Annotated in this window: 22 protein-coding genes; 1 reads left to right on the forward strand and 21 read right to left on the reverse strand. The window is 65.9% G+C overall.

Features of this window, described 5'->3' with window-relative positions:
- Positions 1-18 precede the first annotated feature (18 nt).
- The 5 genes from FYJ68_RS03140 to lepA all read right to left on the reverse strand — a co-directional run bounded on the left by FYJ68_RS03140 (position 19) and on the right by lepA (position 7,499).
- Positions 19-1,125 carry a DnaJ domain-containing protein gene (locus FYJ68_RS03140; protein WP_326832188.1) on the reverse strand — a complete coding sequence of 369 codons (1,107 nt, stop codon included), beginning with the start codon at positions 1,123-1,125 and terminating at the stop codon, positions 19-21.
- A gap of 123 nt (positions 1,126-1,248) precedes the next feature.
- Positions 1,249-2,532, reverse strand: a complete 1,284-nt coding sequence (locus tag FYJ68_RS03145) for a coproporphyrinogen-III oxidase family protein (protein ID WP_154433909.1) — start codon at positions 2,530-2,532, stop codon at positions 1,249-1,251.
- On the reverse strand, positions 2,522-3,604 hold the full coding sequence (dusB, locus tag FYJ68_RS03150) for a tRNA dihydrouridine synthase DusB (protein WP_154433911.1): 1,083 nt from the start codon (positions 3,602-3,604) through the stop codon (positions 2,522-2,524). Before dusB ends, FYJ68_RS03145 begins: the two co-directional genes overlap by 11 nt.
- The gene (locus FYJ68_RS03155) at positions 3,594-5,609 is read right to left on the reverse strand and encodes an LTA synthase family protein (RefSeq protein ID WP_154433913.1); all 2,016 of its coding nucleotides are present in this window, start codon (positions 5,607-5,609) and stop codon (positions 3,594-3,596) included. Before FYJ68_RS03155 ends, dusB begins: the two co-directional genes overlap by 11 nt.
- 78 nt (positions 5,610-5,687) lie before the next feature.
- Positions 5,688-7,499 (reverse strand): translation elongation factor 4, encoded by a 1,812-nt coding sequence (gene lepA, locus FYJ68_RS03160; RefSeq protein WP_154433915.1) that lies wholly within the window; start codon positions 7,497-7,499, stop codon positions 5,688-5,690.
- A 230-nt stretch (positions 7,500-7,729) separates the two neighbouring features.
- On the opposite strand from lepA, the gene rpsT reads away from it, so the two are divergent.
- On the forward strand, positions 7,730-7,993 hold the full coding sequence (gene rpsT, locus FYJ68_RS03165) for a 30S ribosomal protein S20 (RefSeq protein ID WP_326832190.1): 264 nt from the start codon (positions 7,730-7,732) through the stop codon (positions 7,991-7,993).
- Positions 7,994-8,095: 102 nt separating this feature from the next.
- Here the strand turns inward: rpsT and holA are convergent, their stop codons facing one another.
- The 16 genes from holA to FYJ68_RS03245 all read right to left on the reverse strand — a co-directional run bounded on the left by holA (position 8,096) and on the right by FYJ68_RS03245 (position 23,612).
- A complete protein-coding gene (holA, locus tag FYJ68_RS03170; RefSeq protein WP_154433917.1) occupies positions 8,096-9,082 on the reverse strand; it encodes a DNA polymerase III subunit delta in 987 nt (328 codons plus the stop codon).
- A 543-nt stretch (positions 9,083-9,625) separates the two neighbouring features.
- Positions 9,626-11,533, reverse strand: a complete 1,908-nt coding sequence (locus FYJ68_RS10450) for a ComEC/Rec2 family competence protein (RefSeq protein ID WP_326832191.1) — start codon at positions 11,531-11,533, stop codon at positions 9,626-9,628.
- A complete protein-coding gene (locus FYJ68_RS03180) occupies positions 11,526-12,206 on the reverse strand; it encodes a ComEA family DNA-binding protein (RefSeq protein WP_154433921.1) in 681 nt (226 codons plus the stop codon). The genes FYJ68_RS10450 and FYJ68_RS03180 overlap by 8 nt, the downstream gene beginning before the upstream one ends.
- A gap of 166 nt (positions 12,207-12,372) precedes the next feature.
- On the reverse strand, positions 12,373-13,635 hold the full coding sequence (gene thiI, locus FYJ68_RS03185) for a tRNA uracil 4-sulfurtransferase ThiI (protein WP_154433923.1): 1,263 nt from the start codon (positions 13,633-13,635) through the stop codon (positions 12,373-12,375).
- Between the two features lie 4 nt (positions 13,636-13,639).
- Positions 13,640-13,933 (reverse strand): DNA-directed RNA polymerase subunit omega, encoded by a 294-nt coding sequence (locus FYJ68_RS03190; RefSeq protein ID WP_154433925.1) that lies wholly within the window; start codon positions 13,931-13,933, stop codon positions 13,640-13,642.
- A 12-nt stretch (positions 13,934-13,945) separates the two neighbouring features.
- The gene (gene gmk, locus FYJ68_RS03195; RefSeq protein WP_229772006.1) at positions 13,946-14,443 is read right to left on the reverse strand and encodes a guanylate kinase; all 498 of its coding nucleotides are present in this window, start codon (positions 14,441-14,443) and stop codon (positions 13,946-13,948) included.
- Positions 14,444-14,511: 68 nt separating this feature from the next.
- On the reverse strand, positions 14,512-14,820 hold the full coding sequence (mihF, locus tag FYJ68_RS03200) for an integration host factor, actinobacterial type (protein ID WP_154433927.1): 309 nt from the start codon (positions 14,818-14,820) through the stop codon (positions 14,512-14,514).
- A gap of 186 nt (positions 14,821-15,006) precedes the next feature.
- Positions 15,007-15,729: an orotidine-5'-phosphate decarboxylase gene (gene pyrF / locus FYJ68_RS03205; RefSeq protein WP_154433929.1), complete on the reverse strand. Its 723-nt coding sequence runs from the start codon at positions 15,727-15,729 to the stop codon at positions 15,007-15,009.
- The gene (locus FYJ68_RS03210; RefSeq protein WP_154433931.1) at positions 15,723-16,649 is read right to left on the reverse strand and encodes a dihydroorotate dehydrogenase; all 927 of its coding nucleotides are present in this window, start codon (positions 16,647-16,649) and stop codon (positions 15,723-15,725) included. Before FYJ68_RS03210 ends, pyrF begins: the two co-directional genes overlap by 7 nt.
- Entirely contained in the window at positions 16,643-17,437 is a 795-nt protein-coding gene (locus tag FYJ68_RS03215) for a dihydroorotate dehydrogenase electron transfer subunit (protein WP_326832193.1), read from the reverse strand. Before FYJ68_RS03215 ends, FYJ68_RS03210 begins: the two co-directional genes overlap by 7 nt.
- A gap of 85 nt (positions 17,438-17,522) precedes the next feature.
- A complete protein-coding gene (locus FYJ68_RS03220) occupies positions 17,523-18,815 on the reverse strand; it encodes a dihydroorotase (RefSeq protein WP_154433933.1) in 1,293 nt (430 codons plus the stop codon).
- Entirely contained in the window at positions 18,799-19,737 is a 939-nt protein-coding gene (locus tag FYJ68_RS03225) for an aspartate carbamoyltransferase catalytic subunit (protein ID WP_154433935.1), read from the reverse strand. The genes FYJ68_RS03220 and FYJ68_RS03225 overlap by 17 nt, the downstream gene beginning before the upstream one ends.
- Positions 19,738-20,310 carry a bifunctional pyr operon transcriptional regulator/uracil phosphoribosyltransferase PyrR gene (gene pyrR, locus FYJ68_RS03230; protein WP_154433937.1) on the reverse strand — a complete coding sequence of 191 codons (573 nt, stop codon included), beginning with the start codon at positions 20,308-20,310 and terminating at the stop codon, positions 19,738-19,740.
- Positions 20,311-20,538: 228 nt separating this feature from the next.
- Positions 20,539-21,666, reverse strand: coding sequence for a glycosyltransferase family 2 protein (locus FYJ68_RS03235; RefSeq protein ID WP_154433939.1), 1,128 nt, complete (start codon positions 21,664-21,666; stop codon positions 20,539-20,541).
- Entirely contained in the window at positions 21,666-22,751 is a 1,086-nt protein-coding gene (locus FYJ68_RS03240; RefSeq protein WP_326832194.1) for an ABC transporter ATP-binding protein, read from the reverse strand. The genes FYJ68_RS03235 and FYJ68_RS03240 overlap by 1 nt, the downstream gene beginning before the upstream one ends.
- Before the next feature lie 9 nt (positions 22,752-22,760).
- A complete protein-coding gene (locus FYJ68_RS03245) occupies positions 22,761-23,612 on the reverse strand; it encodes an ABC transporter permease (RefSeq protein WP_326832195.1) in 852 nt (283 codons plus the stop codon).
- Positions 23,613-23,846 lie beyond the last annotated feature (234 nt).

Here is a 23,846-nt window from a genome sequence, read left to right on the forward strand (position 1 = left end):
GATTCCTACACCTTGCAATCAGCCTGAGACATACCCGTACCCTGGGCCCCCAAACGAGGCCCGCCCGGCGGTGCACGAGAACATCATCGCCATGAACAGCGCAAGGATGACCCCCTCCACGGCGCCGTTGCCCAGCGAGGCAAGCGCGTTCCTCCACCACCTGCTAGAGTGCCTTATGCCACCTGCGAAGGCAAAGTAAAGCCCCAGCCCGAGGACGATGACGAGGAAGACCGCCATCGAGGAGAGCGTCCCGGTGAATGCGCCAAGGAGGGCGAACGGAAGGCCAAACCCAACGAGGCGGAAGCCAGACGTCTGCTGCCTGGTCAGCCTCTCGGACGGGACGCCGACGCGACAGACGAAGTCGCCGGCCTCGCGCCCGTTTGTCCCCGCGTTCCCCATGCCCTTGACCCTGACCACGTCACCATCGTGCGAGCCCGCGGGGATGTCGACCACGAGCTCCGTCGCGGTGAGCACGCGCCCGGAGCCGCCGCACACGTCGCAGGGGTCCGAGACGACCTTGCCCGTGCCCTCGCACTCGGGGCACTCCATCTCCATGACCCCGAGGCCGAAGATCCCGGAGAGGTCCACGCCAATCCGCCCCGTGCCGTGGCACGTGGGGCAGGTCTCCGCGTGCTCGGCGCGTACGGACCCCCGTCCCTCGCATGCCTCGCAGGGGGCGTAGCGCTGGTAGGTGACGCCCCTGCGCGTGCCCTTGCGCGCAGTCTCGTCGTCCATGTCCACCTGAAAGCTGACGTCTGCGCCCGCACGCGGGTTGTAGCTCCTCGACCTGCGCTCCGAGCGCCTGGCATACCCCATGTCCGAGAACGGGAACCCCCAGCCAAAGGGCGACGACGAGAACGGGTCGCCCTGGGTGGGACCGCCCTGGTACGAGCCGGGCGTGGAGAAGGCCGATCCCGACCTCATGGCGTCGTACCTCCGTCGCTTGTCGGGGTCGGACAGGACGGCGTACGCCTCCGACACGGCCTTGAACTGCTCCTCGGCGTCCGGCGCCTTGTTGACGTCGGGATGCAGCTTACGAGCCTTCGATTGGAACGCCTTGCGTATCTCGTCCGTCGAGGCGTCCTTGTCCACGCCGAGGATGGCGTAGTAGTCTTTCTCGTTCATCGAGGCCATAGGTGGGGTCTCCCGTGGTTCGTGGTTTGACGCCCTGGGGGCATCCGTTCAGGCGGGGGCGCTGGTCCCGGTTGGGAGCGGCGTCCCATGGCGTCGCGGGTGGGCCGGAGTGCCCTAGCACGTTCGAGTGTCGATTGTACCCTCGGCGAGTCCCCACAATTCACCGTAAAGCTCGTTGCCCATAAGCCATCCGCTGTGCGTGGGGACGAGCCTTCCGCCTTCGAGCGTGGCGAGGCCCTCGTCGCACGCGCGAGAGACGACGGCGTCCACCTGCGACGCGGGAGCGGCCTCCCTCGCAAGCCCCAGGAGCCCTCCGGGGATCCCGGCGGCCAGGCGTGCGGAGAGCATGAGGTCCTCGGCGACCGCCTGCCGCAGGTCGAGGAACTCGACGGAGAGGCGCAGCGACCCCAGGGCGGGGTCCGCGACGATCTGGCGTGCCGTGCTCATGACCGTGACGCGCGCCCTGGCGACGTCGTCCCCGGGCGCGGGGAGCTGCGGGGCAACTCCCCGCAGGGCGAGGTACCCCTCCCGGGTGAGCATGCTCGCGGCGCTCGTCCCAAAGCCCAGGTACGGTGTCCCCGTCCAGTACGACACGTTGTGGAGGCACTCCTGGCCAGGCACGGCATAGCTTGCGACCTCGTACCGTCGGAGCCCGCTGCGGGTGAGAGTCGCCTCGGCCGCCTCCATGCGGTCTGCCTGGACGTCCGACGCGTTGAACTCAGGCTCCTCTTCCCCGTACCTCCGCCAGAACGCCGTCCCCTCCTCGATGGCGAGGGGATACACGCTCACGTGCGACACCCCGCTGGCGAGGACGTTACGCAGGCTCCGCTCCCACGAGGCGCCAGTCTGCCGCGGGATCGCGCACATGAGGTCGCACGAGACCCTAAGCCCCGAGGTGACCGCCTCCCGAAGCGCCTCGAGCGCGCGTTCGGGCCCATGGATGCGTCCTAGCGCAACGAGCTCGGAAGCTGAGGTGCTCTGCACGCCAATCGAGACGCGAGTCGCCCCCGCCTCTCGGACGCGCTCCAACAGGTCAGGCGAGAGGGAATCGGGATTTGCCTCGAAGCTGAGCTCCGTCGGCGCATGGGGCGCGACCGCGCGGACGAGCGGAGGGAGCGCGGCGCCCAGGAGCGACGGGGTGCCGCCACCCAGATAGCCGGTGCGGCACGGCTCGAAAAGGCCCGTCTCCTCGACCTCCCGTAGCTGCCTCGCGATGGCGCGGGCATATGCGGCGGGCAGCGGATCGTCCGCCCTCGTCGCCCCTGAGGCAAAGTCACAGTAGGCGCACTTGCTCCGGCAGAACGGGACGTGGACGTAGAGCGAGCCCACGCCCTCCAGGTGGTACCTCGCACGGTCCCAGGCGGGAACGAATGCCCCCGTGGCCTCCTCAGGCACCATCCTCGCCCTCCACCAGGTCGAGCGCCTCACGAGCCAGTTCGACGTAGTCGTCGAGCGTCACGCAGTGCATGGCCCTGTCGCGCCAGGCGGAGGCGTGGGGGGCGCCCTTGAGGTACCATCCCGCGAGGCTCCGCGCACGTGCAAGGTGCGCCCCGGTTGCGGCGAGCAAGCGAACGTGCAGTTCGAAGGCATGGATTCTGGTGGCAATCCCGGGCATGTGCCACTCTCCCCCGGCAAGCAGCGTCCGAGCCCCACGAAACGCCCATGGGTCCCCGTAGCTCCCTCGTGCGACCATGACGGCGGCGGCACCCGTCTGCTCTAGCATCCGCGCCGCCTCCACGGGACCACGAATGTCCCCCGACCCAATGACGGGGATGTCGACCGCCTGCGCCACCCGGGAGACGACGCCCCAGTCCGCCTGGCCCCGGTACAGCTGGGCGGCGGTCCTTCCATGGACGGCGACCGCGCTTACTCCCGCCTGCTCCAGGGCTCGCGCGAACTCGGGGGCGACCTCCTCGCCGGCACGCCTCCCCCTGCGAATCTTGCAGGTCACGGGCACGTCGGTCTCCGCCAGCACGGCACGGGCGATGTCCCCGGCGAGGGCTGGGTCGTCCAGGAGCGCCGACCCCTCACCCTTTCTCGTCACCTTGGGCACGGGGCAGGCCATGTTCACGTCGATGAGCGCGAGCCTGTCACCCAGCCGTTCGCTGACCTGCGCGGACGCCTCGCGAAACTGCTCCGGCTTGGAACCAAACAGCTGCACGGCGATGTCCGGCTCCGCGTCACCGGGAAGAACCAGGTCCCAGGTCTTCTCGCCCGCGTAGTGAATCCCCGCCACCGAGACCATCTCGGTGTAGGCCAGAGCGGCGCCCCCTGCCCTGGCCATGGTGCGATACGCGGAATCGGTGACGCCCGCCATGGGGGCCATGAGGAACGGGTTAGCCTCGAGCCTCTCCCCCAGGCTTCCTTCCCTGGGGAAGGGCTCGGCCCTAGGCGAGAGAAGCGCCCCCTCGGCATAGCGACCAAGCAGCTCCGCCTCGCTTCCAGGCGACGCCACCTCGTCAGTCGTCATTGCTCCCGCTCCCTCCGGACGTCGTCCCCTTGGCGGCGAAGTACTCCTGCAGCGTTGCGGTGACCTTGTCCTGGTCTGCCTGGCTCATGGTCTCGATCTGGCCCGTGGCGGTCGAGCGAATGATGCCCTCTTGCCAGAAGGTTGTCTCGAGGTACTTTGAGGGATCTTTCTGCAGGAAGAGCGAGCTTCCCAGGAAGTAGTTTGGGGCAGAGACGTCCAGGTAGTCGAGAAGCGTGGGTGCCATGTCGAGCGAGTTGCGCCCCTGGGCATCGACCTTCTGTGGCTTGACACCCTTGTAGTAGATGAAGAACGGAACCCTGTCGAGGCTCCCGAACGCCCTCTGATAGTCAGGGAACGCCTGGTTCCACCCCATGTCGACGTAGCTGGCGTGGTCTGCCGTGAAGACGATGATGGTGTTGTCTGCCAAATCGGAGTTCTGGAACTCGCTCATGAACTGGCCAAACCAGTAGTCGGCGTTATAGAACTTATTGAGCTCCGGGTCGGAACCGTCGCCAAACCTCTTGTCCGGCGAGTCGAAGGTGGCGTGCGTCCCCACCGTATACATGGCGATGAAGAAGGGCTTTCCCGACCCGTTCTGCTCCTCCATCGTCTTGAGGAGGTACTCGTAGGCCTGGCGGTCGGACAGAGACTGGGCGCCCCCCTCCGGGTTCACGCCCTCCTCCGTGATGACCTGGTCAAACCCAAGGTCGTTGAGATAGCTGGTGAAGTCCGAGTTGTTGGGCTCCACGTTGATGAACGTGGTCTGGTACCCGTTGAGCCCGAGGATGCCCTGGAGCGAGACGTAGTTGCTCGAGTCGAGGTTGCCGAGCTGCTCGCCCGAGAAGAGCTGCCCCTGCAGCCCGCGGTAGGTCGCGAAGGTGTGGTTGTAGTAGTTGGTGAAGTCGAGGGACCTCTGCTCGTATGAGGCGACGTTGGGCATGAGGGAGCGGGGGTCCTCCACCACGCTCTGAGAGAGCCCCTCGGTGAAGATCAGCACGACGTTGGGGGTCTGCCCCAGCGCCTGGGCCTCGGCGGGCTTGTCGATGCCGCCCTGGACCCCGTCGTGGTAGAACTTTCCGGCGTCGCCGTGTCCGTTCTTCACGTTCTCCGCGAAGGCGGCGTTGCGCTGGGTCTCCTGAAGCACGAGGGGGTATGACACGAGCGGAGAGTAGCTCCACCCCATGGACGCACCCGCAATGCCCCAGGCGACCACCGCGCCGGCGAGCACGGCGTAGTCGGCCACGCCCCGCTTTCCGACGCCCCTCGTGCGGAGGAAGGTCAGGAGCACGAGGGCGGCGATTCCGAGGGCATAGAGGCCAGCACCGCCCTGGATGTCCTCGATGCTGCCGAGGTTTGACAACATGATGGCACTCACGTACGTGCCGCCAAAGAGGAGCACGAGCTGCTGGATGTTGAAGAGGGCGAGCAGAATGCCCTTGACCACGCCGGCGACCCGAGGCAGGCGCTTCACCAGAAGGTTGGTGAGTGACCATAGCAGGACGAGCTCGACGAGCGACATCCAGGCGTAGCGCGGGTCGTGCGAGACGCGCTGCGCGAGGGCGATCAGGACGACGGGGAACCCATAGGTGATGATGGTCGTAAGGTACCCGCCCGCAGCATTGTGGAGTGCCGTGCGAAACCTTGCCAGGGGAGAAGGGCGCCTCTCCGGCTCGGGGAGCAGGCCAACTGGCAGCTCGGCGACGTCCAGGGGAGGCAGGTCGTTGTCCCAGTCCTCGTCGTCGTTGGCGTCCCGGGGGGAGAGGGTCGTGGCCTCGTTCCCGGCAGCATCCTCCGCGGCAGCAGCATCGCCCGTCTCGCCACCCTTGTCCTGCGGAGACTCTGCCTGGTCGTCACCCTCGTCCGGCGAGGGGCCTGACTGTGGGAGGAAGTGCGCCCCTGCCCGGTCCTCGGGGCTGCCCTCCTCGGTTGGGCCGTCCGTCTCCCCCGGTCCCTCCAGGCGCGCCCCCTCCTGGGGCTGGCTGTGTCTCTCGTCGTCTTGTATCATGCTCACCTCAACGTTCGAGGGCGCGCCGCTTTCGCGACGCACCCGTGTTTCAGCTTCCTGCCTGTGATGTTCCGCACCCTAGTCGTCGTCCACCTTGAGGACCGCGAGGAACGCCTCCTGGGGGACCTCGACGCGCCCGATCGACTTCATGCGCTTCTTGCCCTCCTTCTGCTTCTCGAGGAGTTTCCTCTTTCGGCTGATGTCGCCGCCGTAGCACTTGGCCAGAACGTCCTTGCGGCGGGCGCGCACGGTTGAGCGCGAGATGATCTTGTTGCCGATCGCCCCCTGGATGGGCACCTCGAAGAGCTGCTGGGGGATGATCTCCTTCAGCTTGTCGCAGAGGCCGCGGGCCATGTCGTAGGCCTTGTCCCTGTGGACGATGAACGACAGGGCGTCCACCTCCTCGCCCGCGAGGAGGATGTCCAGGCGCACGAGGTCGGAGGTCCTATAGTCCGAGAACTCGTAGTCGAGCGAGGCATACCCCTTCGTTCGGCTCTTGAGCTGGTCGAAGAAGTCCAGGATCAGCTCGGCAAGGGGGATGTCAAAGTGCATCTCGACAGATCGCTCGCTGAGGTAGACCATGTCCTTTGTCTCTCCCCTGTGGTCCACCACCAGCTGCATGACGGCGCCCATGAAGTCGGGCGGCACGATGACCTTTGCCTTGAGGTAGGGCTCCTCGATGTGGTCGATCCTCGTGACGTCGGGGAGGTCCTGCGGGCTGGTGATCTGCAGCATCGTGCCATCGGTGCAGTACACGTGGTAGTTGACCGAGGGCGACGTGGCAATGAGGTCGAGCGAGAACTCTCGCTCGAGGCGCTCCTTCACGACCTCCATGTGGAGAAGCCCGAGGAATCCCACTCGGAAGCCAAACCCCAGGGCAACGGACGTCTCGGGCTCCCACGTGAGCGACGGGTCGTTGACGTGAAGCTTCTCAAGAGCGTCGCGGAGGTTCTCGTACTGTTTGTTGTCGATGGGGAAGAGGCCCGTGAACACCATCGGCTTGGCCTCGTGGTACCCGGGGCAGGCCTCGGCGCAGGGCCGCTCGTCCTCCGTGATGGTGTCACCCGTCTTGACGAGGCCGGGCTCCTTGAGCCCCGTGACCACGTAGCCGACCTCGCCCACGCCCAGGACGTCAACGGGGGTCTCGAGCGGTCGCTTGACCCCCACGCCGTCGCACAGGAAGGTGTCGCCCAGCGCCATCATGCGAAGCCGGGCGCCCGGACGTATCTGCCCGTCGAACACGCGAACGGTAGCGATGATGCCGCGGTACTCGTCAAAGTACGAATCGAGTATCAGTGCCTTGAGTGGTGCGTCGGCGTCTCCGCTGGGAGGCGAGACGAGGTAGACGATGGCCTCCAGGAGGTCGTGGATCCCCTCCCCCGTCTTGCCGGACACGAGCACGCTGTCCTCCGCGGGGATGGCAAGCTCCTCCTCGATCTCGCGCTTGACCTCCTCGGGATGTGCCGAGGGGAGGTCGATCTTGTTGATCGCCGGGACGATGTCCAGGTCTGCGTTCATGGCGAGATTGGCGTTGCTCACCGTCTGGGCCTCGACCCCCTGGGTTGCGTCCACCACGAGGACCGCGCCCTCGCACGCCGCGAGCGAGCGCGAGACCTCGTAGGTGAAGTCCACGTGGCCCGGGGTGTCGATGAGGTTGAAGTCGTAGTCCTGCCCGTCGTCCGCCGTGTAGGTCACGCGGACCGCGTTGGACTTGATGGTGATTCCCCTCTCGCGCTCGATGTCCATGGAGTCCAGCATCTGGCTCTCGAGGTCACGCTCCTCGACCGTGTGGGTCAGCTCGAGGATGCGGTCAGAGATGGTGGACTTGCCATGGTCTATGTGCGCAATGATGGAGAAGTTGCGTATGTGTGAGGTGTCTGTCGTTTTCATAGGGGTCATAATACCGCAGCCGCGGCGTTTGAATGTCGCCGCCCCCGTTCGGCCCGCCACGAGGGGCCCAAACCGTGGGAGAGACCTGTAAAATCACACAAAGGTCATGTGCGTTCTCAACCACTCTGTTATACTTCGCAAATGGACCTCGCCGTGTCGGGCTCGGGACCCCACTCCCCCGCCTAAATTCCTTCAGAGGCCTCATGGATCAGAACCGAAAGGAACCGTAAGTGGCTAACATCAAGTCTCAGAAGAAGCGCATCATCACCGCGGAGAAGGCCCGCGTCCGCAACAGGGCGGTCCGCTCCGAGCTCAAGACTGCCGTCAAGAAGGTCCGCGTTGCCGTGGCCAACGGCGATGCCGAGCTCGCTCAGGCCGAGGCCAACAAGGCCGGCCGTCTGCTGGACAAGGCTGCCGCCAAGGGCATCATTCACAAGAACCAGGCGGCACAGCGCAAGAGCGGCGTGCAGAAGCTGGTCAACACCATCAAGTAGCTTGAACCACAAGTGACTTTGCGGGGGCGCCCCTTGGGGCGCCTCTTTTTCTGTCGCTTGGGGGCTTCCACGTCGAGCAGCAGGCCGGAGATCTCCCGGCGCCTAACGCCGCCCGCGCCCGCAGACGTCCACCACGAGGGACGTGAACGCGATGCGCGGGTCGGAGCCCCCCTTGAGCGCACGCTCACACGCCGCGCAGCGCCTGAGCGCGTCCTCGAGCTCCCCCGGAGCGAAGCCGCGAGCCCAGCGCACGTGGTTCTTGACCTGCCACGACTGCTTATGGAGCTCGGAGGCAACCCGCGCGCCCTCCCCACGCACGTCGAGGCACCGAGCGCATACGAGCTCCCGGAGCCGTCCCGTGAGGAGCGAGAGGAGCGCGATCTCTGAGGCACCGTTCATGAGCTGGTACAGAGAGAGCGCCTTCCCGGCATCCCTCGCGCAGACGCTGTCGAGGAAGTCCCACGGCTTCACCTCTGCGGTTCGCGCGACGTTTGCCTCCACGTCCACAAGCCCGATCTGCCCTGAACCCCTGCATAGGTCTGCCAGCGACCTCACCTGGCGGTCGAGCATGGTCGTGGACTCGCCCACCCTCGAGATGAGCTCCGTCGCCGCGGCCTCCGTCATGGTCGCCCCATAGTGCGCCGCCATGCGCACGACGGTCTTGGAGAGCTCCCAGCGCTTCTTGGGCGCGCAGTCGATGACCGAGTGCGGCCCTACCTTTGCCACCGCCTTGTAGAGCCTGGTCGACTTGGCGAGGGATGCCGCGTCCAAGAGGAGGACGCAGCCGGGGTTGGGGTTGCCCAGGTAGGCGATGATGGCCTCGGAGACGGGTTTGGGCAGACGCTCCGCGCCATGGACCAGCACAAGGCGAAAGCCGTCCCCCACCGGTATGGTGTTGAGAGAGGTCACGAGGTCGCCCGGCTGCATGTCCGCGTTTGCCTCGCGCTCGTCCAGGTTGAAGGCGGCAAGCCCCGGCGAGAGTCTGGCCTTCATGCGCGAAACGGCCGTCTCCCGCTTGAGCTCGTCCCCGCCAACCGCCAGATAGGCAGGCAGAAGCCCGGAGGCCCCCTGTCCTCTCCCCTGAGTCATGCGTCTCCTCTCCGTGATCCCCACTCATCGTAGCGCAAGCCCACCGCAGCCCAGCATCTCCTGGCAAACCCGCGCGTCGGGAGGCTGACACCCTGGGGCCAAGCACGCCTGGCTCAACCGTCACCGTACCGACGTCCTTGGTGCACAGGAAGGCGGCTCCCTCCCCCTTGCAAACCAAGACGCACTCGGGGGACGGGTGCCCGTACTCGTTGCCCTCTCCAGCGCTGGCAACGCACAAGGCGGGGCTCAGGCGCCTGGCGAGGGGCGTGTCGAGCGACTCCTTGGAGCCATGGTGCCCCAGCTTGAGGAGGTCGACGGGACCGATTCCCACGGCCTCGGCCGCACGTGCCAGTTCCTCGCGCTCCGCGTCCCCCGTGAGGAGCCCCGAGAGCCTGTGCCTGCCATCGGAGAACGTGAGGTGCAACACGACGGAGTCCTCGTTCTCGTCTCCCCCTCGGGGACAGTCAGGCCAAATGACCCGAAGCGAGAACCTCCCGACGCGCATCACGTCTCCCCTGCGGATTTCGCGGCAGTTGCCTCCCGTCAGAAGTCTTGTGGCATCCCCAAGCTCGGGGGGACGTTGCCAGAGGCCCCCTGTCCCACGAGCACCGAACCCACAGGGATGCACCCCACAAGGGACCGGACACCGCCGTAGTGGTCGTCGTGCAGATGCGTGACCACCACCGCATCGAGCCTCCTCACATTGAGCCTTGCGAGCTCACGGGCGCAGGAGTCGTCTGCCGGACCGGCGTCGACGAGGACGGCGGACCTGCCGTCCTGCACCAGGACGGCATCCCCCTGCCCGACGTCGAGAACGCACACGCGTGGTCCCTGGAGCACCCCGGCGCAGAGGGTGAGTACGACCGGCACGCCGAGCGAGAGTGCCATGAAGGCACGAAGCGTGCGACGGCTTGGATGCGGCCAGAAGGCAAGAACCAACGCGAGGGGGACCATCGCGGCAAGGAAGCCCCAGGGCCCGCCCATGAGTGTCCGAGACGTCCAGGGAAGGCCGGCCAGCAAGGTGAGCACGCGCCCAAATGCCCCTGCCAGCGCATCGAGAGCGAGACCGAGGGCACGCATCCCAAGGCCAACGTTAGAGAGGAGCGCATGCGCCAGCCCCACCGGAATCATCGCGTAGGCAATCGGAGACAAGAGCACGCTGGCAAACGGACCCAGCAGGGGCAGTCTCCCAAATGCGACGGTGGAGATGGGAAGCGTCGCCGCCTGCGCCGCAAGTGACGCTGCAAGGGCATCCACGAGCGCCCCTCCGCAGTGCAGTGCCCGCCTGCCCGCCGCCCTCCGCACGAGCAGACGCTCGAGGTGCGGCAGCCGCAGCGCCGTCCCCAACGCCCAGGAGAGGTACCGGCTCAGGGCGCACAGGCCGAGCACGGAGCTCACGGAGAGGAGGAATCCAAGGTCACAGGAAAGGTGCGGGTCTGCCATCGCCATGCAGAGCGCCACGACGCCGGCGGAACTGGCCGAGTGGGCGCGTCTGCCGGCAAGCTGCGACCCCATTGCGACGAGAGACATGAGCCAGGCGCGGACGGCAGAGACGGGCGACCCACACAGCAGCACGAAGATACCGGACAACGAGGCGAGCAGGGCAATCCGCGACGGGGGCCGAAGCGCGGTACGTCCCAACGCACCAGCGATGATCCCCGTGACGATGGAGAGGTGACTCCCCGACACGGCAACCAGGTGCGCGACCCCGCACAGCTTGATGAGCTCGTACGAGGGGTCTCCCATCAAGGCGGTTCGATACCCGCAGCACACGCCGGCGACAAGGGCGCGCTCCGGAGACGAGCCTGGGTCCAGAGCCCCGACGAGGGCCTCCCGAAGCCGGAGGACCGGACCGAGCGCGCCCCCCGGGCGAGAGGAGCCGCGGACGTGCGAGACGCTCACGGAGGCGACGATTCCCCTGGCCCTGCACGAGATGGCGAAGTCGTCGTCCCCCAGCTCTCGCAGCCGTCCCACGCACGAGACGGTATGCCCCAAACTCAGCTCCTCCCGCGTGCTGAGGTACACGTCGGCAATTCGCCTGTCATCCAGGCTCGCCTCCGCCCTGGTGAGGAACCCGCGGCGGGTGGGATGGGAGTCCTCGACGGTCCGGAGCTCAAGCGACGAGACGGGGACGGATGACAGGGCCTCGAGCCCTCTCCTCCCCTCCGCCAGGGAGCCACAGGCAGCGAGTCCCCCAAGGGAGGCAACCGCGACCAGAACGCAGGGCCAGACGAGAGCCCGCCCCAGCCCCCTCCCCCTCCGCAGCAGCAAGACACCTGCAGACAGCACAAGGAGCGGGACAAGGAATGTCCTGGTCCCCGGCCCGGATGGCAGCCTGCCCGTGAGGACGGCCCTCTCCGCAAGGATGGCACAGACCAGGGGAGGGATCGTGACGGGAAGGTGGGGGCGATCGGGAAAGCGCTCCCCAGACGCACCGCCGCGGCTAGACACAGATGCCGTCACGGATCTTCTCGAACTTCTTCTCGCCAATCCCAGAGACGCGCATGATGTCCTCGGGAGAGGTGAACGGCCCGTGGTCCTCGCGCTCACGAATGATGGAGGCGGCGGTGGCATCCCCCACGCCAGGGAGAGTCTTGAGCTCGTCCGCCCCTGCCGTGTTGATGTTGACGGGCCCGGCAGCGGCGCCTCCCCCACCGGTCGAGGACTGTGCCGTCTGCGCGGGCGCCTCCCCCGTATGGGGGACGTGGACCTTGCTCCCATCGGTGACAGCCTGCGCAAGGTTGAGGCTGGTCGTGTCGGCATCCTCCGTCAACCCACCTGCGGCCTCGATGGCGTCACGGGCACGCGGAGTGACGCCGCGCAGCTCGTAGACCCCTGGGTTTGCGACGGCACCGTCCACGTGCACCACGACGGGGGCGGGATTTGCCGTCACGGACGACCCAGGATCGGAGTCTCCTTGAGCCCCAACGCCCGATGCATCCTCCACAATTCCCGAATCTCCTTCGTCGCGAACGAGCTCCACGCCGCCTCCCCCCTGAGCGCGGAGCGCGCCGAACGCAAAAGCCGCCACGGCAAGGACAAGGCAGGCTATGCCAAGCCGAACCGGGAGTGCTCCCCCGGGGCACCTCCCTCTCCCTCGCCTGCCCACCATGCGCTGTGCCATGACACCACCCCCTCACACCATCCTCCCAGTAGGAGAGGTAGCGAGGGGGAGGTCCCCAAATCTCGCCGCAGAAAGGTGGCACAAAGGTGTCGCCAGACTGCAGCGGCGGCGCCCCCATCGTGGGGACGCCGCCGCATTCGCAAGCAATGTGAGAGCGAGGGGCCAGCTACTGCTCCCCCGCCTGCCCCTCCGGGAACTCGTCACGTGGCCCCAGCTCGCGGTGCCTCCGCTTGAGGCTCCTGGGCGCGCGGTACGAGGGGCACTGGTCAAAGTCCACGTACTCGAGGTGATCCACCAGGTCGTCGATCATCGCATTGTGGTCGAACGAGTCCCACGCCTCGTGCACCTGGTCGAGGCGAGCGTGCGTCTCGGGCCGACGGGGCATGAAGAGCGTGCAGCAGTCGTCAGCCGTCTGGCAGCTGATGTCGTAGGTGCCAATCTCCTCGGCGCGGCGCATGATCTCCTGCTTGTCCGACCCGATGAGGGGCCGGAGCACGGGCATCGAGACCATCTCGTTGACCGCGGCGATGTTGTCGAGGGTCTGCGAGGCGACCTGCCCCAGCGACTCGCCGGTGACGAGCGCCTTGGCGCCCTCGATGCGTGCGATCCTCTCGGCAACGGAGAACATGACGCGCCGGTAGGTGATGATCCTGAGGCTCTGCGGCACGGCGAGGGAGATCTCTCGCTGGCGCTGGCCAAAGGGGATGACGTAAAGCCTCCCGACCATCCCGGACGGCGCAAGCGCGCGCACGATGTCCTGGCACAGCCACTCGCTCGTGTCAGCCGTCATGGGACGGCCCGAGAAGTGGACCGGCACGCAGGTGGCGCCACGTCGGCCCACCATCCAGGTGGCCACGGGCGAGTCGAATCCGCTTGAGAGGAGCGTCACGACCTTGCCCGCAGTACCCACGGGGAGCCCGCCGACGCCGGGCATGGAGTCGGCATACACGTAGACGTTGCCCTGCACCACGTAGACGCACACGGTCACGTCGGGGTGGTGCATCTCGACCTTCTTGGTGGGGAACTCCTTGCAGAGCACCCCACCCACCAGACGGTTGATGTCGAGCGTGTGGAGCTCGTATCCCGTGGACGAACGGCGGGCGTGAACCTTGAAGGACTCGAAGTCGCCCGCCTCCCCCAGGGCGCGGACCGCCGCCTGGCAGTACTCCTCCTGGTCGAGCCCGCACACGTAGGCGAGCGAGACGCGCGCCACACCGGGAACGCGCGAGATGGCATGCGCCATCTCGTCGGTTGCCTCCCCGTCCTCGGTTGACACGAGAATGTGCCCGCTGATGCGCTTGATCGCGTCAACGGGCCATTCGTGGAGGGCGCGGTGGAGGTTGGTCACGAGCTGGTTCTCGAAGGACGACCGGTTCTTTCCCTTGAGGCCGATCTCGTGGTAGTGGACGAAGCAGACCCTCTTTGCCATGGGACTACAGGTTGTGCTCGACGCGGGCGTTGGAGCCCCTGATCTCGCTGTCGAAGTCGTCCTTGACGTAGCCCAGGGTGCCGTCCTCGATCTCCTGCATGGCGATGGACACGGGGTCCTCGCCCGAGACGACCGTAGTGATGTCGTCAAACTCCTGGATGGCGGTGACGCGCAGGTGCTGGCCCCTAACCATGTTATTGATGTCGCAGGCGCGCTTGTACGCGACGCTGCAGAGCAGGAACGGGTTGTGCTCGGTCTTGGCGAGCAGATCGTCGATCTCTGGCTTGGTGACTGCCATCTTGGGAGACTCCTATTCGCTTTCAAACCGCTCGAAGGTTGCCTCGAGCTCCCTCGAGGCAACCTCGGCGTCATCATTGACTACGCGTACGTCATAGCGCGGGGCAAACTCCATCTCGCGCCGAGCGTTGGAGAGGCGGAGCTCGAGAGACGCCTCGTCCTCCGTCCCCCTGCCGCGGAGCCGCTGCTCCAAAACTTCCATCGACGGCGGCTCGATGAACACGAGTACGGCATCGGGGTAGACGTGACGCACGTTAAGGGCGCCCTGCACATCGATCTCGAGCACCACGGACTGACCGGACGAAATCCTCTTGTCGACCTCGCTGCGAAGCGTGCCGTAGCAGTGCCCGTGCACGTGGGCCCACTCGAGAAACTCGCCGTTCGTAACGCGACGCGCAAATTCATCCTCCGAGAGGAAGTGGTACGAGACACCGTCGACCTCACCGGGTCGAGGGGGCCTCGTTGTGGCAGAGACCGTCAGGCCCAGGTCGGGGCGGCGCTTCCTCACCATGGAGAGGAGCGTGCCCTTCCCCGCGCCGGACGGTCCGGATACCACGAAGAGACGAGGAGTCCTGGCCACTACTTGGACAGCACCTCGATGAGCTGCTCGCGCTGGCGTGCGCCGAGGCCCTTAACGCGACGGGTTGCGGAGATGCCCAGCTCGTCCATGATCTTTGCGGCCTTGGCCTTGCCGTACCCGGGGAGGGACTCGATGAGCGCAGAAACCTTCAGACGGTTGGCGATGGGGTCGTCGGAATCGAGGACCTCCTCAAGGCTGATCTCGCCCTTCTTGATCTTCTCGCGAAGCTCGGCGCGCTCGTGGCGAGCCGCGGCGGCCTTCTCGAGTGCTGCCTTGCGCTGCTCGTCCGAAAGCTGGGGTAGAGCCATTGTCGTCCTCCAAACATAGGATGCTACTTAGGTCGCACGCCCTCGCGCCGTAGGCGCTGGTAGCGGGCATGCAAAGCGATAGTTTGCCAATTACGCCCTCATTTTACAAGCATGACCTGCGTTTTTGTGCGCCCGATGGTCTCATCTTCACAAAAGCGCACGTATAGGGCACCGTTGCCGCCAACTTTAGGCGGTAAGCTCGCCCACCACGCCCTCGAGGGCGGCGAGTGGGTCGGCAGCCCGGGTGATGGGGCGACCAATGACAAGCTTAGAGGCGCCGGCCTCGATCGCCTCGCGCGGTGTGGCCACGCGGCGCTGGTCGCCGACCTCCGAGCCCGCTGGGCGGACGCCGGGCGTCACGATGAGGGCCTTGGGCCCAAGCAGCGCCCGCATCTCCCGCGCCTCGCGCGGGGAGCACACGATGCCATCCGACCCGGCTCCCACCGCGAGGGAGGCGAGACGGGAGACCTCCTCCTCCACCGGGGAGTCAACCCCGATGGACTGGAGGGCAGCCTGGTCCATGCTGGTGAGGACGCTGATGGCGACGAGCCTGGTCCTGTCTCCGCCCCGGCTCTCCGCCGCCCGCTCGACGCCCTCGCGCGCCTTCGCGACCATCTCCGCTCCACCCATCCCGTGGATGGAGAGGATGTCCGCACCCGTGAGCGACGCGGACTCCGCGGCACCACCCACCTGGAAGGGGATGTCGTGCAGCTTGAGGTCGAGGAAGACCTTGAGGCCGCGGTCGCGCAGCTCCCGGACAATGCGCGGACCCTCCGCGTAGAAGAGCGTCATGCCGACCTTCGCCCAGCGTGCCGCGCCGCCAAGCCTCTCCGCAAGCTCGATGGCCTGCGACCCGTCGCAGTCAAAGGCAACGATAATGGACTCGCGTGCCTGCTCCTCGGTTAGCATTCCACAGCTCCAATCAATTCGTTGACGTCAGTCGCGCCCTGCTCGCGAACCCAGTCCTCGAGCTCCCCCAGAATCCTTGGCGCGCTCGTGGGGTCCACGAGGTTGGCAGTTCCCACCGAGACGCTCGTCGCGCCCGCAAGGATGAGCTCCGCCGCATCCTCGCCGCTGGTGACGCCGCCGATCCCACAGATGGGAATCGATACGACCCGATGCGCCTCCCAGACCATCCGCACCGCGATGGGGTGCACGGCAGGCCCGGAGAGCCCCGCCGTCGGGCGAGAGAGACGGCTCCTCCTGGTGTGCACGTTGATGGCCATGGCCGGGATCGTGTTGATGAGCGAGAGGGCGTCCGCCCCCTCCGCCTCGAGGGCCCGGGCGATTTCCGGGACGTCGTGCGGTGCCATCTTGACCACCACGGGCAGGTTGGTGCGACCGCGGACGGCGCGCATCACCTCCGCCGCTGCCTTGGGCGTGGCTCCCATCGCCGCCCCGCCCTGGCTAACGTTGGGGCAGCTGATGTTGAGTTCGAGCCCGGAGGCAAACGGCGCGAGCTCCCCGTACAGCTCCACGGCGCGAACGTACTCGTCGATGGAGTGCCCCGCCACCTGGCAGATGACCTGGCACCCGCGTTCGCGAAGCCCGGAGAGGTACTCCCCGTCCTGCTCCACGAAGGCCCTGATCCCCGGGTTCTGGAGTCCCACCGAGTTCATGATGCCCGAGGTGACCTCAGCCATCCTGGGGGCGGGGTTGCCGTCCCAGGGCTCCGCGGAACACCCCTTGGTGGTGATGGCCCCCAGGCACGAGACGTCGAAGAAGCCCTCGAACTGCCATCCGTACCCAAAGGTCCCCGACGCCGTGTTGATGGGGTTTCTCATCTTTATGCCGCCGAGGTCGACGGCCATGCTCGGCTCGCTCACCATGCCACCTCCCGGGCATCGAACACGGGGCCGTCGGTGCAGCACGCCTTGTAGCCGCCGGCCGCCATCGCGACGTTGCACGTGTTGCACGCGCCAAAGCCGCAGGTCATCATTCGCTCCATCGAGACCTGGCAGGACGAGCCGTCGGCAAGAGCGAGCCTCGCCACACCCGCCATCATGGGCTGGGGTCCGCAGGTCAGGACGTCAGCGTAATCCCGCTCGCCCTGCATCTGCTCCACGGCGACCGTGGTGAACCCCTTGATACCCGCGGTCCCATCGTCGGTCGTTACGACGACCCTACCCGCACCGAGCGACTTGGCAAGGCCAACGCCCCAGAGCTTGCCCGCCGTCTGGGCGCCGAGCACCACGTCGAAGGGGATGCCACGCGCCAAGAGCCCACGGGCCGCGGCGAGAACGGGCGGCGCGCCCACTCCGCCAGCGACCAGGAGCGCCGGGCCGCTGACGTCGTCAAGCCTCCATCCCTTCCCGCAGGGGCCGAGGACCGTCGACGCGTCGCCCTCGCCCATGCGCGAGAGCCTCGCGGTCCCCTCCCCCACCACGGCATAGACAATCTCGATGGTCTGCGCCTTGGGGTCGGTCCCGGCGAACGAGAGCGGGATCCTCGTGATGTGGCTGGGGTCACCGGGGACGGCGACGTTGACGAACTGTCCAGGGGAGAGGATCGGCGCGAGTCCTGGCGCGTGCATGACCATCCGGAAGATGCCGTCCCCAACCCGCTCGTTGGACGCGACGTCGAAGGCGAACTGCCTCACGTCTGAGCTTGGTAGCACGTCGTCTCCAATCTCTACGTGCGATGGCGTGGGGCGGGATCCGCCCTCACGCCATCGCCCTTTGCCACTTGTCAGTGTAGCGCCGCTAGGCGACGACCCCGTTCTCGAGGGTACGCCTGCCCGCCACGAACACGTCGGTGGCGGAGCCCACGAGGGTCTGGCCCAGGAACGCGGAGTTCTTGGACCTGCTCTGCAGGTAGTCCTCCGTGACGGTCACCTCGCGGTCGGGGTCGATCAAGGTAAGGTCGGCGACGGAGCCTCTCTCGACCTTTACCTTGGGAAGGCGAAGGACGGAGCGCGGGTTGACCGCCATGACCTCAACGAGCCTCTGCCAGCTCATCTTGCCCGTGCGAACGAGGTTGTTGAGCATGAGCGGCAGCGAGGTCTCCAGGCCCACGGTGCCAAAGAACGCAATCTCCCACTCGCAGTCCTTCTCGTGCGCCGCATGCGGGGCGTGGTCGGTCACGAGGCAGTCGATGGAGCCGTCGAGGATGCCCTCCCGGAGCGCGGCCGCGTCGTCGGGGGTGCGCAGGGGCGGGTTCATCTTGAGATTGGTGTTGTAGGTGGTGTCGATATCGTCCTCGTTGAGGAAGAGGTGGTGCGGCGTGACCTCGCAGGTAACGGGCAGGCCCTCGGCCTTGGCGCCCTTGACCAGCTCAAGGCCCTTCACGGTGGAGATGTGGGCGATGTGCAGGGGGCACCCGGTGAGGCGGCACAGCTCGATGTCGCGGTAGATCTCGAGCTCCTCGGCGAGGGCGGGCCAACCAAACATGCCGAGCCTGGTGGACGCCTTGCCCTCGTTGATGACGCCGTGGCCGCTCAGGGTCTCGATCTCGCAGTGAGCGATGGCAACGCGGTCGAACTGCGCGATGTACTCCATGCAGGTGCGCATCATGCCCGCGCTCTGGACACCGTGGCCGTCGTCGGAAAACGCGACGGCGCCCTCGAGCACCATGTCGCCAATCTCGGAGAGGGCCTCGCCCTTCTCGCCGCGGGTCATCGCGCCGATGGGACGGATGTGGCAGAGCCCCGCGGCATGGCCGCGGTCGATCTGGTAGCGGATCCCGGTACCCGTGTCGGTGACGGGATCGGTGTTGGGCATGGTGGCGACGTCGGTGAACCCGCCATGGGTGGCCGCACGGCTGCCGGTCTCGATGGTCTCCTTGTACTCGAAGCCGGGGTCGCGGAAGTGCACGTGCATGTCGACCAGGCCAGGCACGAGGTACTTGCCGGTCGCATCGATGACCTGCACGTCCTGCCCCGCCTCGAGGTCGCTGCCGACCTCAGCAACGCGCTCGCCGTCGATCAGGACGTCGACGACCTCGTCAAGGCCGACCTGAGGGTCGACGGCGTGGGCGCCCTTAAGCAGAAATGCCATTGCTCTCTCCTCCCAGAAGCAGGTACATCTCGGCCATGCGCGTGAGGACACCCGCGTTGACCTGGTTGAGAATCCTGGAACGTGCGCAGTCGGCCACGTCGGCGTTGATCTCCATGCCGCGGTTCATGGGGCCGGGGTGGCAGATGATCGCGTTCTCCTTCATGTGGTTGACGCGACGCATGTCGAGCCCGTAGAGACGGTTGTACTCGCGCTTGGAGGGAATCGCCGCCCCCTCCATGCGCTCGAGCTGCACGCGCAGCATGTAGACGACGTCCATGTCCTCGATGACCTCGTCGAGGCTGGAGGTCTGGGGGCAGCCAAACCAGTCGGGGTCGTCGACCTGGAAGGTCGGGGGACCAACGAGGGTCACCTCCGCGCCCATGGTCTTGAGCGCCGGCGCGAGAGATCCGCAGACGCGGCTGTGCGCGAGGTCGCCCACGATGGCGACCTTGAGGCCGTCCAGGTGCCCGAAGTGCTTGCGGATGGTGTAGAGGTCGAGCATGGCCTGCGTGGGGTGCTGGTGCTTGCCGTCACCGGCGTTGATGACCACGGCGTCGGTGTTCTCGGTGATCTTCTGGGGCGTGCCGGCGAGACGGGCGCGGCACACGAACATGTCGACGTTCATCGCGTCGATGGTCTGGATCGTGTCTGCCAGGGACTCGCCCTTCACGACCGAGGACGTGGAGCCGCCCATCGAGAGCGAGTCGGCGGAGAGGCGCTTCTCCGCGAGCTCGAAGGAGCTCTTGGTGCGGGTCGAGGGCTCCAGGAACAGGTTCACGATGGTCCTGCCGCGCAGCGCGGGGACCTTCTTGATGCCCGGGCGGTTGTTTATCGCCTCGAACGAGGCGGCGGTGTCCAGGATCTGCGTGATGTCATCGGCCGTGAGGCTGTACGTGTCGATGAGGTTCTTGACGGAAAGCATCTAGTTCGCACCTCCGGCGTTCTTCTCTGCGTCCAGCTCCCAGATCTCGACCGAGTTGCGGTCGTCCAGGGGCTTCATGCACACGCGGACGTCCTCCTCGTGGGACGAGGGGACGTTCTTGCCAACGTAGTCGGCCCTGATCGGGAGCTCGCGGTGGCCACGGTCGACCATGACCGCAAGCTGGACGCTCTTGGGCCTGCCCAGGTCCATGAGGGCGTCGAGGGCGGAGCGCACGGTGCGCCCGGTGTAGAGGACGTCGTCCACGAGGATGATGTTCTCGTCGTCCACGCTGAAGGGGATGTTGGTGCCGTGGATCACGGGGGCGACGTTGCGCATCACGTCGTCGCGATAGAAGCTGATGTCGAGCGAGCCGAGCTGCGGCCTGGTCCCCTCAATCTCCTCTATCGCGTCGGTCAGCTGGCGGGCGAGCGTGACGCCCCTGCGGACGATGCCCACCACGGCGATGTCGCTGGCGCCCTCGTTGTGCTCGATCACCTCGTGGGCGATGCGGACGACGGCGCGCTTCATGGCCTGCTCATCCATGATGACCGCCTTGGGCTTGGCCTGTTCCATGGGACTCCTTCCTCAAAAAAAGATGCCCTGACCGTCTGTCGACGGCACAAGACACCGGAAGAGAGTCATATGTAGCCCAGAACGGGCGTAGTGCCTTACCGGTATCTCGTACCGCTTTAAAGGTCGGTAAGACAATACAATATTTCGGCTCCGTGGCAGGCGAGAAATCCCAGCCCCATAAACCAGCACAAAGCCAGGGCCCCGCACGGAGGCGGGGCCCTGCAGACATCATATGGAGGCGGAGTGGGTGCTGGTCGGCTTTGCCAGCCCCTTCTCGGCGGCGCGACGTCGCGCGAAGAGCCCGAGTCGCGAGAGGGCAAACGAGGGGCCGTTGATGTCCCAGCTGTAGAAGAACTCGTTCACCAGGCTCCCGACATACGGGAGGTCGCTGAACTTCACCGGGTCGTAGCCGGTCAGCTCGAAGTAGGTCTTCTTGAAGGAGCCCGAGAGCGTGACGATGCCTGCGACGATGGTGGGGTCCATGCGCCTGAAGATCTGGGTGACCCACTCGCGCACCTGAGGCTCGTCCAGCCCGAAGTCGGCGATGGCGCCCCCCGCGTACCTGAAGCCGATGACGTAGAACGACTCCAGGATGCCCCGGTCGGTCACGCCATAGCGCTCGATGAGGTCTGCCATGTTGTTCCAACGCTCAAACGAGAGCCCGGCCTTGCGCAGGACCGAGGAGGAGCCCGGAAGGTCCTCTCGATAGCAGTAGAACGGCTCGTCGATGTAGACGATGGACTTGGCGAGGACGCACGTCTGGATGAGGAACGGGTTGTCCACCCATCCGGCTCCCGGCACCTCCATGAAGGTGATGCCGCTCTCCTCCAGGAAGCCCTTGCGATAGATGGCGGACCAGATGGATGGATGGTGCTGTATCAGGCGCGGGCAGTCCTTGAGCGTGAAGGGCTGGTCCACAGGCTTTATGCGGTGGTAGTAGGAGCAGTTGTACAGGTGCTCCTGCGGCGTGGTGGGCATCCACACGCGGATGTAGGGAGACTTCACCATGTCCGGCAGGTTGTGTCTGCGGGCGGCAGCAAAGAGCGTGTCGAACATGTGGGGGCGCAGGTAGTCATCGGGCTCGAGGATGCCGATGTAGGTTCCCCTCGCTTCGCGGATGCCACGGTTCATGTTGGCGCCGTACCCGGAGTTCTCCTTGTCGATCACCCTCACGCGCGGGTCCCTCGCGGCATGCTCGCGCATGATTGCCAGCGAACCGTCGGTGGAGCCGTCGTTCACGGCGATGATCTCGAGCCTGCAGCTGTCGTTCATCTCCGCCGTGCTCAACGCCTGGTCGAGGAACCTCTCGGTGTTGTAGCAGGGAACGATGACGCTGACGTCGATGTCCTGACCCATTACTTCCCCAGATTCTTGTAGGCCTCGCACACCTCGTCGGTGGGCCCGAGCATGCGCTGCTTGCCCTTCTCGATCCAGCACACCCTGTCGCAGATGCGCTCGACGAGGTCGATGGAGTGGCTGACGAGGAGGACGGTCACGTTATCAGCCGAGACAAGCTCCTTAATGCGGCGCTCGCACTTCTTCTGGAAGAGGAAGTCGCCCACGGAGAGGGTCTCGTCGACGATCAGTATGTCGGGCTCGGTGATGGTGGCGATGGCGAACGCGATGCGAGCGACCATACCGCTGGAGTAGTTCTTGAGGGGCATCTCCATGAAGTTCTGGAGCTCGGCGAACTCCACGATGTCCTGGAAGTGCTCGTCGATGAACTCCTTGCGGTAGCCCAGGAGCGCCCCGTTGAGGTAGATGTTCTCCTTGGCGGTGAGTTCCATGTCGAAGCCGGCGCCGAGCTCGATGAGGGGCGCGATGGTCCCCGCGACGCGACACGAGCCGCTACTGGCGTCCAGGACGCCGGCGATGATCTTGAGCATCGTGGACTTGCCCGAGCCATTGGTGCCGACCAGGCCGAAGGCCTCGCCGCGCTTGACCTCGAAGCTGATGTGATCGAGTGCGCGGAACTCCTTGAACTTAAGCTCGTGGCGCATCAGGGCGATGAAGTACTCCTTGAGGGAGTTGAACTGCTCGGAGGCAATGTTGAAGACCATGGACACGTCGTCCACCGAGACGACCGTCTCGGCGTCAGGGGACGGGAGCGGCGGACGGGTGAACTCATCCGTGTCGCCACAGGTCATCCACCGGCTGGCGGTGACCGTCTGCCCATCAGGACCGGTGATGTCGCAGGTGATGAGAAACTTGCCCTCGTGGGGAGGGGCAAAGCCGTACTGGAACTCGCCGTTGGGCTCACCGGAGGTCCCACCCTCGCCGCCTCCCTCGAGCATCCAGGTGAAGCGATAGGTGCATGCGTGCGGGTTTGCGCCCTTCACGATGGCAGTTGCGGCCACGAAGTCGCCGTACTCGACGAGGGTCTTGTTGAGGTCAAGGGACGCGGACCAGTTGTCCGTGCTCATCTCGATGTTGTCTGACACGCGATCCTCCTAGATGAACAGGATGAACTTGTGCTCGTGCCTGTGGAACACGACGTACCCGATGCCAAGGGAGACGAGGGCGAAGAGGATGAGGCGAATCCAGAGGCTGAGCGTGGGAACCCGCTGGAACAGGAGGACATCCCTGAAGAAGGTGATGAAGAGGTAGAGCGGGTTGAAGTTCTCGAACGTCTTCATCCATCCGGGGAGGATGTCGATGACGTAGAAGATGGGGGTGGCGTAGGTCCATGCCGTGAGGATGACGCCCCACAGGTGCATGACGTCGCGGAAGAAGACCGACGCGGCAGCGAGGAAGAACGAGAGCCCGATGCAGAAGACGGTCATGAGCAGAAGCCCCACGGGGAGCAACAGCGCCAGCGGCGTGAGCGGGATGCGGAAGAACAGCATTACGAGCGCCACGGCGATGAGCGAGAACGCGTAGTTGACGAGCGCTGAGAGCACCTTCTGAACTGGGAAGACCCAACGATTGATCTTGACCTTCTTGAGGAGCGAGGCGGCACCCAGGATGGACCCCATGCCACCGTTGGTGGAGTCGGCGAGGAGCGTGAAGGTGGTGTTGCCGATGATCAGGTAGAGCGGGAAGTTTACGACGGAGTCGCTGCCAAACTTCATGAACGACGAAAACACCGCCGCCATGACGATCATCATGAGAAGCGGGTTGAGGACGCTCCACGCCACACCGAGCGCGCTCCTGCGGTATTTGAGCTTGAAGTCCTTGGACACGAGCTGCCTGATGACGGCCAGGTCACGCTGCTTTGGCGGATACCATGCATCCTCGCGCGGCTTGCTCTTGGCCCCCTCCTCGCCCTCAGGGGTCTCGACGGTTGCGGTCTTGTCGTCCACGACGCCTCCATGTCAGGGATTGCCGGGGACTTGTGTGACCCCAGCTTGTCGGCAGAAAACTCTATCACAGCACGCAGCGCCCCATACAATTGGCAGAACGGCAAGGACCACGGGCAGAACGGAACCCGAGGTGCCGATTGCATGTGTCCGGGATCCGCGGGGCCCTGTTAGTCTTAAGTGGGATGTTGCGCCTGGCGGTGGCCCAGGCTGGAACGGCGCCCTCGGTCCTCCAAA

This window comes from Olsenella porci, assembly GCF_009695875.1.
Lineage (GTDB): Bacteria > Actinomycetota > Coriobacteriia > Coriobacteriales > Atopobiaceae > Olsenella_H > Olsenella_H porci.